This window comes from Aliifodinibius sp. S!AR15-10, assembly GCF_031569985.1.
GTDB lineage: Bacteria > Bacteroidota > Rhodothermia > Balneolales > Balneolaceae > JAMQKA01.
In genome coordinates this window covers 1-15,144 of sequence record NZ_JAMQKA010000041.1, presented here as the reverse complement: position 1 = coordinate 15,144, position 15,144 = coordinate 1, and the positions used below count along the sequence as shown (strand labels likewise).

The 15,144-nt window shown below is 48.0% G+C and carries 8 protein-coding genes; all 8 read left to right on the top strand.

Going from position 1 to position 15,144, the window contains the following annotated elements:
* The first annotated feature begins 29 nt into the window (after nucleotides 1–29).
* The 8 genes from NC796_RS19990 (at nucleotide 30) to NC796_RS19955 (ending at nucleotide 14,031) form a co-directional block, all read left to right on the top strand.
* A complete protein-coding gene (locus tag NC796_RS19990) occupies nucleotides 30–1,070 on the top strand; it encodes a LacI family DNA-binding transcriptional regulator (protein ID WP_310687128.1) in 1,041 nt (346 codons plus the stop codon).
* A 321-nt stretch (nucleotides 1,071–1,391) separates the two neighbouring features.
* On the top strand, nucleotides 1,392–4,547 hold the full coding sequence (locus NC796_RS19985) for a TonB-dependent receptor (protein ID WP_310687126.1): 3,156 nt from the start codon (nucleotides 1,392–1,394) through the stop codon (nucleotides 4,545–4,547).
* 43 nt (nucleotides 4,548–4,590) lie between these two features.
* The gene (locus NC796_RS19980; protein ID WP_310687120.1) at nucleotides 4,591–6,345 is read left to right on the top strand and encodes a RagB/SusD family nutrient uptake outer membrane protein; all 1,755 of its coding nucleotides are present in this window, start codon (nucleotides 4,591–4,593) and stop codon (nucleotides 6,343–6,345) included.
* A gap of 148 nt (nucleotides 6,346–6,493) precedes the next feature.
* A complete protein-coding gene (locus NC796_RS19975; RefSeq protein WP_310687105.1) occupies nucleotides 6,494–8,212 on the top strand; it encodes a glycoside hydrolase family 32 protein in 1,719 nt (572 codons plus the stop codon).
* Nucleotides 8,213–8,345: 133 nt separating this feature from the next.
* Nucleotides 8,346–10,028: a glycoside hydrolase family 32 protein gene (locus NC796_RS19970; RefSeq protein ID WP_310687103.1), complete on the top strand. Its 1,683-nt coding sequence runs from the start codon at nucleotides 8,346–8,348 to the stop codon at nucleotides 10,026–10,028.
* 71 nt (nucleotides 10,029–10,099) lie between these two features.
* A complete protein-coding gene (locus NC796_RS19965) occupies nucleotides 10,100–11,686 on the top strand; it encodes a glycoside hydrolase family 32 protein (protein ID WP_310687101.1) in 1,587 nt (528 codons plus the stop codon).
* 27 nt (nucleotides 11,687–11,713) lie between these two features.
* Nucleotides 11,714–13,069, top strand: a complete 1,356-nt coding sequence (locus tag NC796_RS19960; RefSeq protein ID WP_310687100.1) for a sugar porter family MFS transporter — start codon at nucleotides 11,714–11,716, stop codon at nucleotides 13,067–13,069.
* Nucleotides 13,070–13,140: 71 nt separating this feature from the next.
* On the top strand, nucleotides 13,141–14,031 hold the full coding sequence (locus tag NC796_RS19955) for a carbohydrate kinase (protein WP_310687098.1): 891 nt from the start codon (nucleotides 13,141–13,143) through the stop codon (nucleotides 14,029–14,031).
* The last annotated feature ends 1,113 nt before the right edge of the window (nucleotides 14,032–15,144 follow it).

Genomic DNA, 15,144 nt, shown 5'->3' with positions numbered 1-15,144 from the left:
AACTCGATGAAAGAAGCTTTCAGCAACTCATGAAAGAGAATAAAAACTATACCGTTGAGGATGTCGCCGAGGAAGCCAATGTCTCAACAGCAACTGTTTCCAGGGTATTTAGTGGATCGGCCAAGGTTAACACAGAGACCACCAACCGGGTTATTGAGGCCGCCAAAAAGTTAAATTATCGGCCTAGCAGGGTAGCGCGACGCCTGCGAGTCAAGAACACGGAATCAATGGTGATCGGGCTAATCGTCACTGACCTGCAGAACCCGTTTTTCTCTGAAATTGCACGGGGTGTCGAAGATGTGGCCTACCGGAATGAAAATGGCGTTATGGTCTGTAATTCCGATGAAAATACCGACAAAGAGAGTTTTTACCTGGATACGCTGATGGATGAACAGGTAGCGGGATTAATCATGGCTCCCACAAGTGGTAATCATGATTATATTCAGCAGCTTATAGACCAAAATATTCCAATTATCTTTGTTGATCGATATATAGACGCTCTACAAGTTGATACGGTGACTGTTGATAACGTCACCGGGGCTTACAATGCTGTAAAGCACCTTATTAAACTGGGACACCGGCGCATTGGCATTATCGGTGGAATAAAAGGCATTTACACAACGGATGAACGCTTCCGTGGATATGCAAAAGCGCTGGAAGAAAGCGGTATTGAAATTGACGACCAGCTTGTGACCTATGGTAACTCCAAAGAAAGCGGCGGAGCGGAGGGTATACGCAAATTACTGGCACTCGATAACCCGCCAACAGCCGTATTTTCTACAAATAACCTCATGACACTGGGTTGTTTTGAGGAGATGTACCGTCGCGATGTAAATGTGCCTGAAGATCTGGCCATCGTCGGTTTTGACGATATGTCCTGGGCCTCCGCGCTCAATCCACCACTAACTGCTGTACGCCAGCCCGGGTATGAGCTGGGCAGTACTGCTGCAGAACTTCTGCTGAAGAGGCTTAAGAATCCCAACCGTACCGTATCAAATATTGAGCTGCGTTCAAACCTGGTCATTCGAGAATCCTGTGGATCCCCTCAAAAGGACCGGCAGGAGCAATAATTCAAGGAAACCTATCTTCTAAGCGGTCCCAACACCAATAAGAAATTGTAAAAAAATGTAAACACACTTGCCTTTCTATATGTAATCGATTTCATTAAATAATCAACCTGGGGAAACAAATAAGTCGAACAACCTTTTATTTTTTTACTTAATATGTAATCGATTACATACTAAGTAATAGATTTCACATTACTTGCCAGGGATAAACAGGGAACAGTAACAAAAAAAAGAAAGGAACGGGAAACGACAGGGTTTTTACGATTTCAACAAATCACGCATTTCCATTTCACATATACAATGCCAACTACTAAGGGGAAAGTTATGAATATCTTCAAAATTGCAATATACCTGTGCCTGGCTGGATTTATGGCCAGCACACAGGCATTCGCACAGAATACGCAAACCGTCAGTGGCACCGTAACGGATCAAACCGATGGAAGCACACTGCCGGGTGTGAATATTCTGGTAAAAGGAACCACGAGTGGTACTTCAACGGACGGAGAGGGAAATTACAGCTTAAATGTATCCTCATTGAGTGATACTCTTGTTTTTTCCTTTATAGGATATCAATCTCAAGAAGTCCCAATCCAGGGGAGAACAACAATTGACGTTGCACTTGCTTCTCAGACAGTAATCGGTGAAGAGCTGTTGGTGGTGGGCTATGGAACGCAGACCCGCGGAGAATTGACCGGTTCTGTGTCGAGCGTCGACCCGGAAGATGTAGCGGAGGTGTCTACCCATAACCCACTGCAGGGCTTACAGGGACGCGTGGCCGGCTTGCAGATTACCAGGGACGGGACGCCGGGGGGCGGTACCCAGCAGGTTCTTATTCGGGGAAGAAGTACGCTCGGAGATAACGAACCACTCTATATCATTGATGATCAACCCGTTGAAAGAAGACGGTTTGACCTGTTATCACCCAATGAAATTGAGTCTATACAGGTGCTGAAAGACGCGTCTGCAGCCTCGATTTATGGGTCAAGAGCTTCAAATGGGGTGATCATTGTCACCACAAAAAAAGGGCAACCTGGGGAGTTGAGACTGGAAGTTAACTCCAGAACCACCTTTGAAAGCCAGTATCCCACGGTAGATGTGATGAATACCGAACAAAGAGGGAGAGCGGCTTGGCGTGCATCGGTAAACGACGGTGCGAATCCAAACGATCAAGTTCATTACGACTATGACTGGGCAATGCAGGATGGCCAACCGGTGCTTAACAGCATCCAAACGGTGGAATGGCTAGACCAAAATGTCCAGGGCGGTATTCGAGCTGCCGATACCGACTGGTTTGATGTGATTACCCGAAACGGGATAAGTACCGAAAATAACCTCTCATTGTCGAGCGGAGGAGATAATTATAGTTTACTGGCCGCTGTTGGTCATAATTACCAGGAAGGGGTCGTTAAGTATAATGATTTTGAGCGGTATACCTTCCGCTTGAACTCCTCAATGGACCTGCTGGATGGCAAATTGACGATCGGAGAAAACATGCAGCTGGCCAGAAGTGAACAAACGCCTTTTTCAGATTACGTATTCGGTGGAAATCCATTAAGCACAGCTACTCTGCTCCATCCCATCATACCCGTATATGCTGAAGATGGCAGCTTCGCTGGTCCAATTGGTGGAGGCTTGTCCGACCGGTTGAATCCACTGGCTACCTCAACGTTTCAAAGGGATGACAAAAATGAGGTACGATCAGTCTACGGGAATTTTTACGTGGATTTGAGCATAACGGAGAACCTGGAATTCAGTTCCAATTTTGCTGTCGATTATGACGAGGAAGTCCAGACCGTAACCCTTGAGGAGTTTAACATTGGATTTCTTTCTCGTGACCCAAATAGATTGGTGCAAGATAACCGTACAACCTCCAACTGGACGTGGTATAACACGCTGAACTACTCATTCGATCTTGGAGAACACAGCACCGAAATACTGGCCGGCGTAGAAGCAACTCGCAGTAGCACTGATTTCTTAATGGCCGAACGCCAGGATTTTTTGCTGGAAACCGATGATTTCTGGCAATTTGATGCGGGAACCGGCCCTATGACGGTCTCTGGCACTGCCACCGGCTTCAGGCTGTTTTCTTACTTCTCCAAGGTAAATTATGACTATGCCAACCGATACCTCGCTACGGCAACATTTCGGTATGACGGCTCCTCCCGTTTTGGAGAAGACAAGCGATTTGGATTTTTCCCCGCCTTTTCCATTGGCTGGAGAATTACCAATGAAGAGTTCTTCAGAAATAGTGAGAGTCTTGACTTTATATCCGATCTCAAAATAAGAGCCGGAGCTGGAAAAATGGGGAATCAGCGTATCGATAACAACGCTCCCTTTGCCTTCTTTACCCCTGCCTACGGCACCGCCGAGTTTCTGTGCTGTGGCGCATTTGGCCGACCTACCGGTACAGCTTACGCCCTTGGAGGGCAGCAAACCGGGGAACTTCCATCCGGCGTTAAACAAGTTCAAAGAGCCAATCCCAACCTAAACTGGGAAGAAACAGACGAACTGAATGTGGGCGTTGACCTCGGCTTTTTCGACCAGAGGCTGACCGGCTCGTTTGATTATTTCTTCCGGGAAACCCGCGATATTTTGGTCCTGCCACCTCGATTGGCTGTACTCGGGGAAGGCTCCGACAGGTGGGAAAACGGCGCTACGATGGAAAACCGCGGCTGGGAAGTTGGATTAGGCTACAATAATAGTTCGGGAGATATCGGCTATGGACTTAATGCCTCCCTTTCTTCATCCAGCGATAAAGTGACGTTTGTTCCCGAATCTGTAGTCCGTGACTTTCCGGGCAATGTGGAAAAAACCATCATCGGCCGTTCCATTACCTCCAATTTTGGTTATGTGGCCGACGGTATTTTCCAAAGCCAGCAAGAGGTGGACAACCACGCCGATCAACCTGGTAAAGGTGTTGGACGGCTACGCTTTAAAGACTTGAATGGTGACGGGGTGATTAACACCCTCGACCAGGATTGGCTTGGAAATGAATCGCCAGACCTGGAATACGGGCTTCAGGGTAATTTCAGTTACAAGCAATTCACACTCTCGTTCTATCTCCAGGGAGTGTATGGCATAGATCGGTTTAATCCAGTGAAATCCAGGTTGTTCTACGGTGCCGGTACACACTCTGGGGAAAATCTACTCACCATGGCGCTTGATGCCTGGACTCCCCAAAACACCAACTCTGATATTCCGGCTCTCTCCCTCGACGATGCCAACAATGAGTCCCGGGCGTCCACTTTTATGATTGAGGATATGTCGTATCTAAAACTCCGAAACCTCAGGCTGGAGTATACGTTGCCTGTAGATTTACAAGACAGGCTGGGTTTGAGTAGCGCACGGGTGCACGTAACAGGTGGAGAGCTGTTTACCATCTCCTCGAGTGATTTTTCAACCGGTGGAGATCCTGAAAATCCCGGTGCTTTTTATCCACTGCCCCGGACATTCACGTTCGGCTTCAACGTGGCTATATAATCAACGAATTTGAGATTCTTAAAAGTTTAATGAGGTAGAGGTTATGTTACCAATCAAGTTTAGATCGTTTGTAAAAGTAATTGTTGTTGCTGTTTGTATCGTTATGCTCTCGGGCTGTGAAGGGTTCCTGGATTACAAACCCAAGGGAGTAGTAAACGAAGAAAATATCAGTGGTGCGGATGGCATCGAAAGACTAACTACTGCTGCGTATGCATCACTTGGCAACTCGGACTGGCTGTATTCCTATGAGTCGAACTGGCTTTACGGAAGTGTCCGTTCAGATGATGCCTACAAAGGCGGTGGAGCGTTAAGTGACCAGGCCGAGATGGACTGGTATGAACGATTTGTCTTTATTCGGGAAGACCAGGGATATCAACACCGCGCCTGGCAGTCTCTGTTTGCAGGAATAGAGCGGGCGAACCTGGCACTGCGAAAAATCAATGAGCTGGAGGTGCAAGATCAGTCGTATCCCCTTCAGGAACGTATAGCTGAAATGCGCTTCCTGAGAGCCCATTTCTACTTCCGCCTGGTCATACTGTTCAAACAGGTGCCCTGGATTGATGAAACGGTTTCCACAGAGGCAGTACAGGAAATCTCTAACGTGGAATTCACACGAGATCAATTACTCGATAAAATTGCAGCTGAATTCCAGTTTGCGAAAGATAACCTGCCCGATGAACAGGAAGATGTCGGCCGAGCCAGTGCCGTTGCGGCCGCTGCTTACCTGGCCCGAACCCGCCTGTACCAGGCCTATGAACAGGATGAAAATCACAATGTGGTCAATATCAATACGGAAAGATTGAACCAGGTTATCGCTGAAGCCGATTATGTTATTGATTCCGGCAAACATCAGTTGTTTGATGATTTCGGCAAAAATTTCATCACCGAATACGATAACGGACCCGAATCAGTATTCGCCGTTCAACATTCCTTTGACGATGGCGCTGCACAAGGCGGGAGGATGAATTACGAGCATGGACTAAATTATAATATGGCCTCGGAATATGGCTGCTGCTGGTTCCATATTCCAAGCCACAATTTGGTGAATGCGTTTAAGACCGATGAAAATACCGGCCTGCCGTTGTTTGACACCTTCAATGATGAGATGGTAAGTGACACGGATCCGGACGCCTATCTTCAGCAAACGTTTGATCCACGTCTCAGCCACACCGTTGCCATTCCCGGCCATCCGTTCAAATATGATTCAGATTGGCTCTATCAAGAAGGATGGGCACGACAACCTGAGCTCTACGGCCACCATTCTACCATGAAAGAAGTGCAACACCCCGACCAGCAGGGCACGCAGTCGTGGGGACCATTCTGGGGCAGTGCAAAAAATGTGGACGTTATCCGGTATGACGATGTGTTGTTAATGAAAGCGGAAGCACTCATCGAACTAGGTCGTGAAGATGAGGCATTGCCGCTCATCAACATGATCAGAAACAGGGCCGCCAATAGTACAGACATGGTCAGATATTCTGATGGCTCTGCTCCAGCCGATTACAATATTGAACCATACCAAGATGGTGACAATATAAACTGGACACAAGAAAACGCACGAGAAGCCCTACGCTGGGAACGCCGACTGGAGTTTGCCATGGAAAGCTGGCGCTTTTTTGATCTGGTTAGGTGGGGTATTGCTGAAGAGGTGCTCAACGATTACTTCGCAGTGGAGCAACAGAGAAAAACATATCTCAGGGAAGCCCAATTCGTGGCAAATAAGAACGAGTACCTGCCGATTCCACAGCAAGAAATCGTTTTAAGTGAAGGTCTGTATGAACAGAATCCGGGTTACTAGTCTATTCTAATTGTCTTTCGCCGGGAGCTTGCAACAGGGCTCCCGGCGAATCTTAAACAGCCATGTTTAGCGGGGAAACCCGGATTACAAGAGTATAAGAGGTTTCTATTCTTTCAGCAGTCGAAACAACAAATCATGGAGTAACAGGATGTTTTTAAAAAAGGAATCTATTTTTGTTTACCTGATATTAGCTCTGTTCTTTCCCCTGGATGATACATTTGCTCAAGATTTGGAAGAAAAAACGGATTATACTTCAGCACTTCCCACCTATGATTTCCCCATAACATTGGAAGCACAGGAGGAAGCGCTGAAAAATAATCCGATGATTCAACGTTTTTCAAAATCGCGGAAAAAGCTGTCCAATGATCCCTACAGACCTTTCTACCACTTTGTCAATCCCGAAGGAAATTTAAACGATCCCAACGGGCTGGCTTTCTGGAATGGAAACTGGCACCTGTTCTACCAAGCTTATCCCCCGGAAGACCCCCGGCAGCACTGGGGACATGCCATAAGTAAAGATCTGGTCCATTGGCGCGATCTGCCACTGGCTATTTACCCGGGACCGGAACGAGCCTCTTATTCAGGATCAGCACTGGTGGAAGAGGATCGTGTAATCGTGATGTATCATGGGCCCCGAGCCGGGAATATGGTAGCCGTCTCGGAAGATCCACTGCTGCTGAACTGGGAAAAGGTTACCGACGAAGCGGTGATCTCCCTCGATGATTCGACCGGATTTCCCCTGCCTTATGCTGTATATGATCCCAACATCTGGAAAAAGGATGGTGTCTACTATTCCATTTCCGGAGGCAGAGCGAAGGAGGGGCCTGCCGGGAAACCTATTCCAAAAGGATATCTATTTCGTTCAAAAGACCTGGAACACTGGCAGTACATGCACTCTTTTGTGGAAGACGATCACTTCACCATGATCGGGGATGACTATGCCTGTCCCTATTTCTGGCCTATTGGTGATCGATACATCATGCCATTCTACAGCCATATGAGCGGAGGACAATATCTGCTTGGCGAATACGACAAAGAACGAGATAAGTTTATCGCAAGTGATCATGGACATTTTAATTTTGGTCCCTCAACCCCATCCGGCGTGCATGCCCCCTCCGCGACTCAACTGGGAGACGATGTAATAGTGATTTTCAATATGAATCCGGGATATCCTACCGAGGGATGGAATCAGATTATGACCCTTCCACGGCGACTCTCACTTACTGATGATGGTGAAATCCGAATGAAACCCGCAGGAGATATCGAGTCGCTGCGTTATGATCACAGCAGAATCGAGTCGAGATCTCTTCCTGCAAATCAAGAAATTGTGCTTGAAGGTATTGAGGGCAATGTCATGGAAATAAACGCTGAAATTGACCCACAAAATGCCAACATGATCGAATTGAATGTCTTGCGTTCTCCTCAAAAGGAAGAGTACACCCGCATTGCCATTCATCCGTTCCGCGGATACAGCAGCGGCCGCGATTATTGGCGGGAACGGGGAGAGTCGCCACCAAGTAATAAAGCCCCGGTCAGGGAAAGCGTTATCACGCTGGAAACCTCCTATTCTTCTACGCTGGCCGAAGCAGAGAGCCGTGCCCCTGAAACAGCGCCTTTCCAGCTCGGGGAGGACGAAAATGTCAACCTAAGAATTTTTATTGATAAGAGTGTAGTCGAAGTATTCGTCAATGAAAAACAGAGCGTAGCTGCCCGTGTTTACCCAGGACTGGAAAAAAGCACCGGCGTTTCATTACGGTCACAGGGTAACGAGGCCGAACTGATATCACTTGACGCCTGGCAGATGAATAATACGTGGGAGATATCACTTGATGATTGGCATGAGAAACAAGTTTGGAAGGGAAACTAAATATTCAAAGGTAAGCCAATGAAATTCTCAAAGAATATAATCCCAAGGTGTCGCAGGAACCATTCCCTTCTTCCCTAAGCTGCGGCACCTTCCCTAAATTGGGAAATGTTCAGTACTCTTAATTAATGGACCTATGAAACCAACAATAGCTTTTATCCTACTCATATTTATATCAGTTCCTGTAGTAGCACAAAATGCCAGGGAAATCCAGGTTGATAATCAGGATCGTTACCTGAATTTTCCCGTATCTGGTTGGAGTAGCGACTTCGATGGAGAACAACAGATGATGCGAATCATTCATGAGGGGAATGTGCTTGATGAGTTTTCCATCAGCTTGGCAAACGGAGATCCCGACTGGTGGGCTTTTTTCCCCATAGAAAAACATCGCGGGGAAACGCTTATCATTGAAGTGGACAACCCCGCGGGAAAACCGGGCTTAGACGAGGTATTTGCAGATTCTACTTTCCCGGGTGAAAAAGAGATCTACAACGAACGGTATCGACAACAGGTACACTTTTCTTCGCGCCGCGGGTGGAATAACGACCCAAACGGCTTGATCTGGTACAACGGCGAATGGCACCTATTCTACCAGCATAATCCCTACGGATGGGCGTGGGGAAATATGCACTGGGGACACGCCGTAAGCACCGACCTGGTGCACTGGCAGGAGCTTCCGGATGCGCTGTATTCCCCGGACCATGACCACATGGCGTTTTCCGGTGGCGCGGTTGTGGATCCTGAAAACACCTTCGGTTTCAGGCGTGATGGGGTCGATCCGCTCATTGCAACCTACACCCGGACCGGCTCGGGAGAGCACCTGGCGTTGAGCTATGACAACGGGCGAACCTTCGAGGAGTATGAAGGCAATCCCGTGGTGGAGCACCGGGGGCGCGACCCCAAAGTCTTTTGGTATGAGCCCGGCGGTCACTGGGTGATGATTGTGTATGATGAATCCCATACTAGAAAACTAGACTCCGGGGATGAAGTCCGCCTTTACCAGCACTCTATCTATACCTCTCCCAACCTGACGGACTGGACATACCAGTCTGGTGTGACCGATTTTTTTGAATGCCCGGAGCTGTTTGAACTCCCGGTACACGGTGAAAACGGCACAAGTAAATGGGTAATGTACGATGCCGATGGCAAATACGTGGTTGGAGCGTTCGATGGCAAGAAGTTTAGCGTTGAACAGGGATTGCGCAAGTTTGACTACGGCGGTGATTTTTATGCCTCCCAAACCTATAGCAATGTACCTGAAGAAGACGGGCGTAGAATTCAGATTGGCTGGTTCCGGACCGAAACGCCCTATATGCCTTTTAACCAGAGCATGACCTTCCCCGCCGAACTAAATCTCAAGAAAAACGCTGATGGATATCTGCTGTATCCCCAGCCGATTGATGAAATCGAGAAGCTGCATAACAGAAGTTTCCAGCTTGAAAACGAAACCATCAGTGATACTACAATTTCATCCCCTATACGCGGTGATCAACAGCATATCATCGCCGAATTTGACAAAGGTGACGCTACGCAGTTTGGAATCAATGTAAACGGTTATGAACTGACCTATGATATCCTCAGAAGCAAACTCAATGATACGTTCTACCCCATTGAAGAAAACCTGAAGCTTGAACTGATTGTCGACCGAATGGGGATCGAGGTTTTTGTAAACGATGGGGAATTGTATTATGTGGAAGAATACAATTCAGTAGATACCGAACAATTTGTGAATATTTTTGCCCGGGGCCGTGGAAATCCGACACTGCTAGTTAAGAACTTCGAGGTACACGAACTTTCCTCTATCTGGGACGGCAAATGACTATCGGCGAGATGTTCAGCCTGTTTACTAATGGAAAAATAAAAAAATCTAACAACTAATTCTTAAAAGAAATGAATATCAAAAAAATAACCAATCCACTATCGCTGCTGTTAATATTCGGGATCTTGATAACGGCTTGTCAATCTAGTGAAAACAGACAGGAAGGGGTAGAGACCGCCAGCCAAGAAGCCACTACTTATAATGAACAATACCGTCCGCAATTCCACTTTTCTCCCGCCAAAAACTGGATGAACGATCCCAACGGGCTGGTCTACCATGATGGGGAATACCACCTGTTTTACCAGTACAACCCGTTTGGCGACACCTGGGGACACATGAGCTGGGGCCATGCCGTAAGTGACGACCTCGTGCACTGGGAGCACCTGCCCGTAGCGTTGGAAGAGGAGAATAATGTCATGATTTTTTCCGGCAGTGCCGTGGTGGATCACAACAATACCAGCGGCTTTGGATCGGCCGACAACCCGCCGATGGTGGCCATCTACACCGGGCACCACACCGACCAGGAACTGCAGGACCAACGCATCGCCTACAGCACCGACAACGGCCGCAGCTGGACGAAGTATGAAGGCAACCCGGTGCTGGATGAGGAGATGGCCAACTTCCGTGACCCCAAGGTGATATGGCACGAAGGCTCTCAGCAATGGGTGATGGTAGTGGCCCTTCCCACCGAGTATAAAGTCCGCTTTTACGGTTCGGAAAATCTCAAAGAGTGGAACTTACTAAGCGAGTTTGGTCCCTCTGGAGCAACCGGCGGCATCTGGGAATGCCCCGATCTCTTTGAACTGGCGGTGGATGGCGACAGCGACCAATCCAAATGGGTGCTTCAAGTCGACCTGAATCCCGGCGGGCCGTTTGGTGGATCCGGCTCGCAGTATTTTGTGGGAGAATTTGATGGCAAAACCTTTGCACAAGATCCCGACACGGAAGGCGAAACGCGTTGGGTGGATTACGGCAAGGATTTTTATGCCGTGCAGTCGTACGACAACATCCCGGAGAATAATGGCCGACGCATCTGGATCTCCTGGATGAATAACTGGCAGTATGCCGAACAGATTCCCACCAGTCCATGGCGCAGTGCCATGACCATCCCACGCTCGCTGAGCCTTCAGACCTTCGACGATGGCATCCACCTGGTGCACCAACCGGTTCAGGAGCTCCAGCAGCTGCGCGGCGAACACCATCAATTTGAGCAGCAAGAGATTAGCGGTGCGTCCGATCTGTTGGCAGAAGTGAGCAGCAATGGAAATCAACTGGAGGTTATCGCCAGTTTTAGTGTGGATGAAGCCGATACCGTGGGATTTAAAGTGGCCCAGGGAACCAGCGAAGAGACCGTAGTAGCTTATGATGCAGTTAATGGGTACCTGTTTGTCGACCGTACGAACTCGGGCCAAACCGATTTTAATGAGAACTTTGCCGGTGTTCACAAGGCACCGTTAAAACAGGTTGAAGGTGAGGTAAAGCTGCATATATTTATAGATCGCTCTTCGGTGGAGGTGTTCGGCAACGACGGACGGGTGGTCATCACCGATCGCATCTTTCCATCGGATGGGAGCGACGGGATCTCACTGTTTACTACCGGGGGATCCGCTGAGCTGCAAAGCTTAGATATTTGGCAGCTCAATTCAAGCTGGAACTAATCACAAAATTGAAAGGGATTTTAGGGAATGAGCAACCAACGATCACTCTTGGTATCTGTTATCGCCGCCTCACTGGCTGGTTTTCTGTTTGGCTTTGACACTATAGTAATTTCGGGCGCTGACCAGCCCATTCAACGGTTATGGGAAATGAGCGACCTGTTCCACGGCACGTTCATCATGTCGATGGCACTTTGGGGCACGGTCATCGGGGCGCTCTTTGGAGGTATTCCCTGCGACAAGCTGGGCCGGCGCAGAACCCTGTTCTGGATTGGAATTTTTTACCTCCTCTCTGCCCTCGGATCAGCACTGGCTCCCGATCCATACATTTTTTCATTTTCGCGTTTCATTGGTGGGCTCGGCGTCGGTGCCTCATCGGTGGCTGCCCCGATCTACATCTCCGAGATCACCCCGGCCGGTAATCGTGGAAGGCTGGTGGCGTCATACCAGTTCAACATCGTTTTCGGAATCCTGATCGCCTATATCTCCAATTACTTGATTGGGGAATTGGTGGAAGTCAACGCCTGGCGCTGGATGCTGGGAGTTGAGGCCATTCCGGCCGCCATCTACTCGCTGTTTGTGCTGGGCGTCCCCGAAAGCCCCCGCTGGCTGGCGTTGCGCAGAGATGACGATGAAGGGGCCCGTCAAATCCTCAAGCAACTCAATCCCAAAGCTAATATTGAAGAACTCCTCAGTGAGATAAAAAAATCTTCAAAACGGGCGACCCGCAAAGCCTTTTTGTCAAAGAAATACAGCTTCCCCATTCTACTGGCTTTCCTCATAGCTTTCTTTAACCAACTCTCTGGCATCAACTTTGTACTGTATTATGCCCCGCGAATTTTTGCACAGGCTGGCCTGGCGGCCTCTGAAGTCCTTGGAGCCTCGGTCCCGATCGGGATTGTGAATCTTATTTTTACCCTTTTCGGCATGTATCTTATTGACAAAATGGGACGAAAAAAACTGATGTACATTGGCTCAATTGGATATATTCTGTCGCTCGCTGGGGTTTCATGGGCTTTCTTTACCGGGGCCGAAGGAGCTATTGTAGTACTATTTGTCAATGCATTTATCGCCTCACACGCCATTGGACAGGGAGCGGTCATCTGGGCATTTATTTCAGAAATATTTCCCAACTCCGTCCGCGATTATGGAATGTCGCTCGGCTCGGGCACGCACTGGGTGTTTGCGGCCATCATCACCCTTGTTACACCGACCGTACTGAGTACATTTTCGGGTGGAACCATATTTGCATTCTTTTCCGGGATGATGGTCCTGCAGCTGCTGTTTGTGTGGAAACTGATGCCTGAGACAAAAGGCAAAACGCTTGAGGAACTGGAAAAAGAACTGCTTCCAGAAGAAGCTGAGTTTGAGGGCGAATGGGAATAGAGCTCCTGCCCCGGCTTGGACTATTGAAAACTGAGTAAGAATCGGAATTATTTAAGTTTGGAATTTAGGATATGAGTAATCCTCAAGGAATACTGTGTATTGGCGAAATTTTGTGGGATGCCCTGCCCTCCGGACTATACCTGGGAGGAGCACCGCTAAATGTATGTTACCATTTGAATCAATTTGGTATTAATGCCACTATCGCCAGCAGGGTTGGTAATGACCGGCTTGGATTAGAGGCGATACGGCGCATCAACGGGAAAGGAATTGTGACCGATCGGATCCAGACAGATGATGATCACGAAACGGGTTTCGTCTGTGTGGAACTGAACAAAAGCGGGGATCCAAGTTATGAAATCGTGGAACCGGTAGCATGGGACTATATAGAGCTGACCCAGCCCCTGCAGAAGAAGGTTGAAGACTGCTGGGGAATAGTTTTTGGTTCTCTTGCGCAGCGAAATGCAGCTAGCCGAAAAACGATACAGAAGTTGTGGGAATTGGACGCTAAAAAAATTCTGGATATGAATCTCCGCGTCCCCTACGTAGACAAAGACATCATCTATAACTCACTGGCCGTCTCAGACATCGTAAAAATGAATGAGGATGAGCTCAATCAACTGAAGGATTGGTATGATCTGTCCGGTGATACCTCAAAAGCGGTGGAACAGATGGCCCAAAAATTCGGTTGCTGGCTGGTTTGTGTGACGCGTGGTGCCAACGGGGCCGGCATCTACCGGGAAGGCGAATGGTATGAGCACAAGGGATTCCCCGTAAAAGCAAAGGACGCTGTGGGGGCCGGAGATGCCTTCCTGGCGGCGCTGCTATACGGCATCAAAAATCGCAACGAAAGCAGTGAAGTGCTCTCCTTTGCCAACGCCACCGGTGCGTTTGTGGCCCAGAAGGATGGAGCTACCCCCGCCTATTCCCTAAAGGATATTCTGGATGAGATGATAAGAAGTTAGAGTCTTCTGTAAATCCTCTACCAGCAGCAGCTGGTCACTGTATTGCGGCAGCCTGTCACCGCCCTCCAGAAAGGACTTTTATTTAGAGCTTCCTAAAAAAAATTACGGTAGCCCTTTTTCGTAGTTGGAGGTATTCCCTTTGCCTAAAAACGGTTATCGGCAATAAGAAAATACAAAGAACACCGCTATTTACCTTCCATTCTGTTACCGCCTCAATGACGAATACCCAGTTTAGGCCAAACTGTGCATCGATCGGTTGATACCAATTCAATCGATTGGTTGATTCTCCTTCAATCGATCGGTTAACTCAGTACCAACCGTGCGATTAACTCTCCATCAGTTTCGTACGGTTGATCCAACATGAATCGATCGGTTGACTTACCATCAATCGTACGGTTGACACAGCACCAATCGATCGGTTGATTCTTTATCAGTCGTACTATTGACTTTTCATGAATCGATAGATTGAGATGCCTTTAACCGAACGATTGAGGTTTGGCATTTAATTGAATATCAAGCCTTATTGTAAGGGCACGGTGCACCGTGCCCTACAGCTGGCTTATTTTAACCTTGGTTCGAGATAAGAAGTACTCAAAATGATAGTTGTCGTCGCGAGGTGACTTTGTGGGTTAGCTTCAGCGATGAGATCGACGTGGGGACTGAATCTTTACACAAAATTTCTATTCAAATGAGCTGGAAATACGAGTTGGAGGAAATTGTATTGCCGACCTGGATATAAGCCTCACTAGTCTCGATCAGAGAATGTTCATTTTTTCAGTGAAGAAAATCCGCCGGGAGTCGGACTGAAGAACTTCTACCAAAAAATTCATCAGAAAATCCAAGATATTGTCCTTTTTATGCTACTATCAGCAAACTGCTTTTCGACTCTGTTAGCCTTACCCTCCTTCCACAGCAAGGATTTTCTGAACTTTACGACCTGTTATAACCAGCATCACCTACTAAGAAAATGCATCTCATTATTAGATACTAGTACTTAGATTCATAAATCAGCGTAATTATCCGACAGCTTTCCCGGTTTGACGAATTTCTTTTTCCATTCAAAGGGAGCGGCCTGTTTATTGTGCGCTTTGGTGAACGCATCGATCGTCCGGC

Excerpts from the sequence above, each read along its gene's own strand:
- NC796_RS19960 (WP_310687100.1), top strand. The coding sequence starts at position 11,714 with ATGAGCAACCAACGATCACTCTTGGTATCTGTTATCGCCGCCTCACTG.
- NC796_RS19975 (WP_310687105.1), top strand. The coding sequence starts at position 6,494 with ATGTTTTTAAAAAAGGAATCTATTTTTGTTTACCTGATATTAGCTCTG.
- NC796_RS19980 (WP_310687120.1), top strand. The coding sequence starts at position 4,591 with ATGTTACCAATCAAGTTTAGATCGTTTGTAAAAGTAATTGTTGTTGCT.
- NC796_RS19955 (WP_310687098.1), top strand. The coding sequence starts at position 13,141 with ATGAGTAATCCTCAAGGAATACTGTGTATTGGCGAAATTTTGTGGGAT.
- NC796_RS19965 (WP_310687101.1), top strand. The coding sequence starts at position 10,100 with ATGAATATCAAAAAAATAACCAATCCACTATCGCTGCTGTTAATATTC.
- NC796_RS19990 (WP_310687128.1), top strand. The coding sequence starts at position 30 with ATGAAAGAGAATAAAAACTATACCGTTGAGGATGTCGCCGAGGAAGCC.
- NC796_RS19985 (WP_310687126.1), top strand. The coding sequence starts at position 1,392 with ATGAATATCTTCAAAATTGCAATATACCTGTGCCTGGCTGGATTTATG.
- NC796_RS19970 (WP_310687103.1), top strand. The coding sequence starts at position 8,346 with ATGAAACCAACAATAGCTTTTATCCTACTCATATTTATATCAGTTCCT.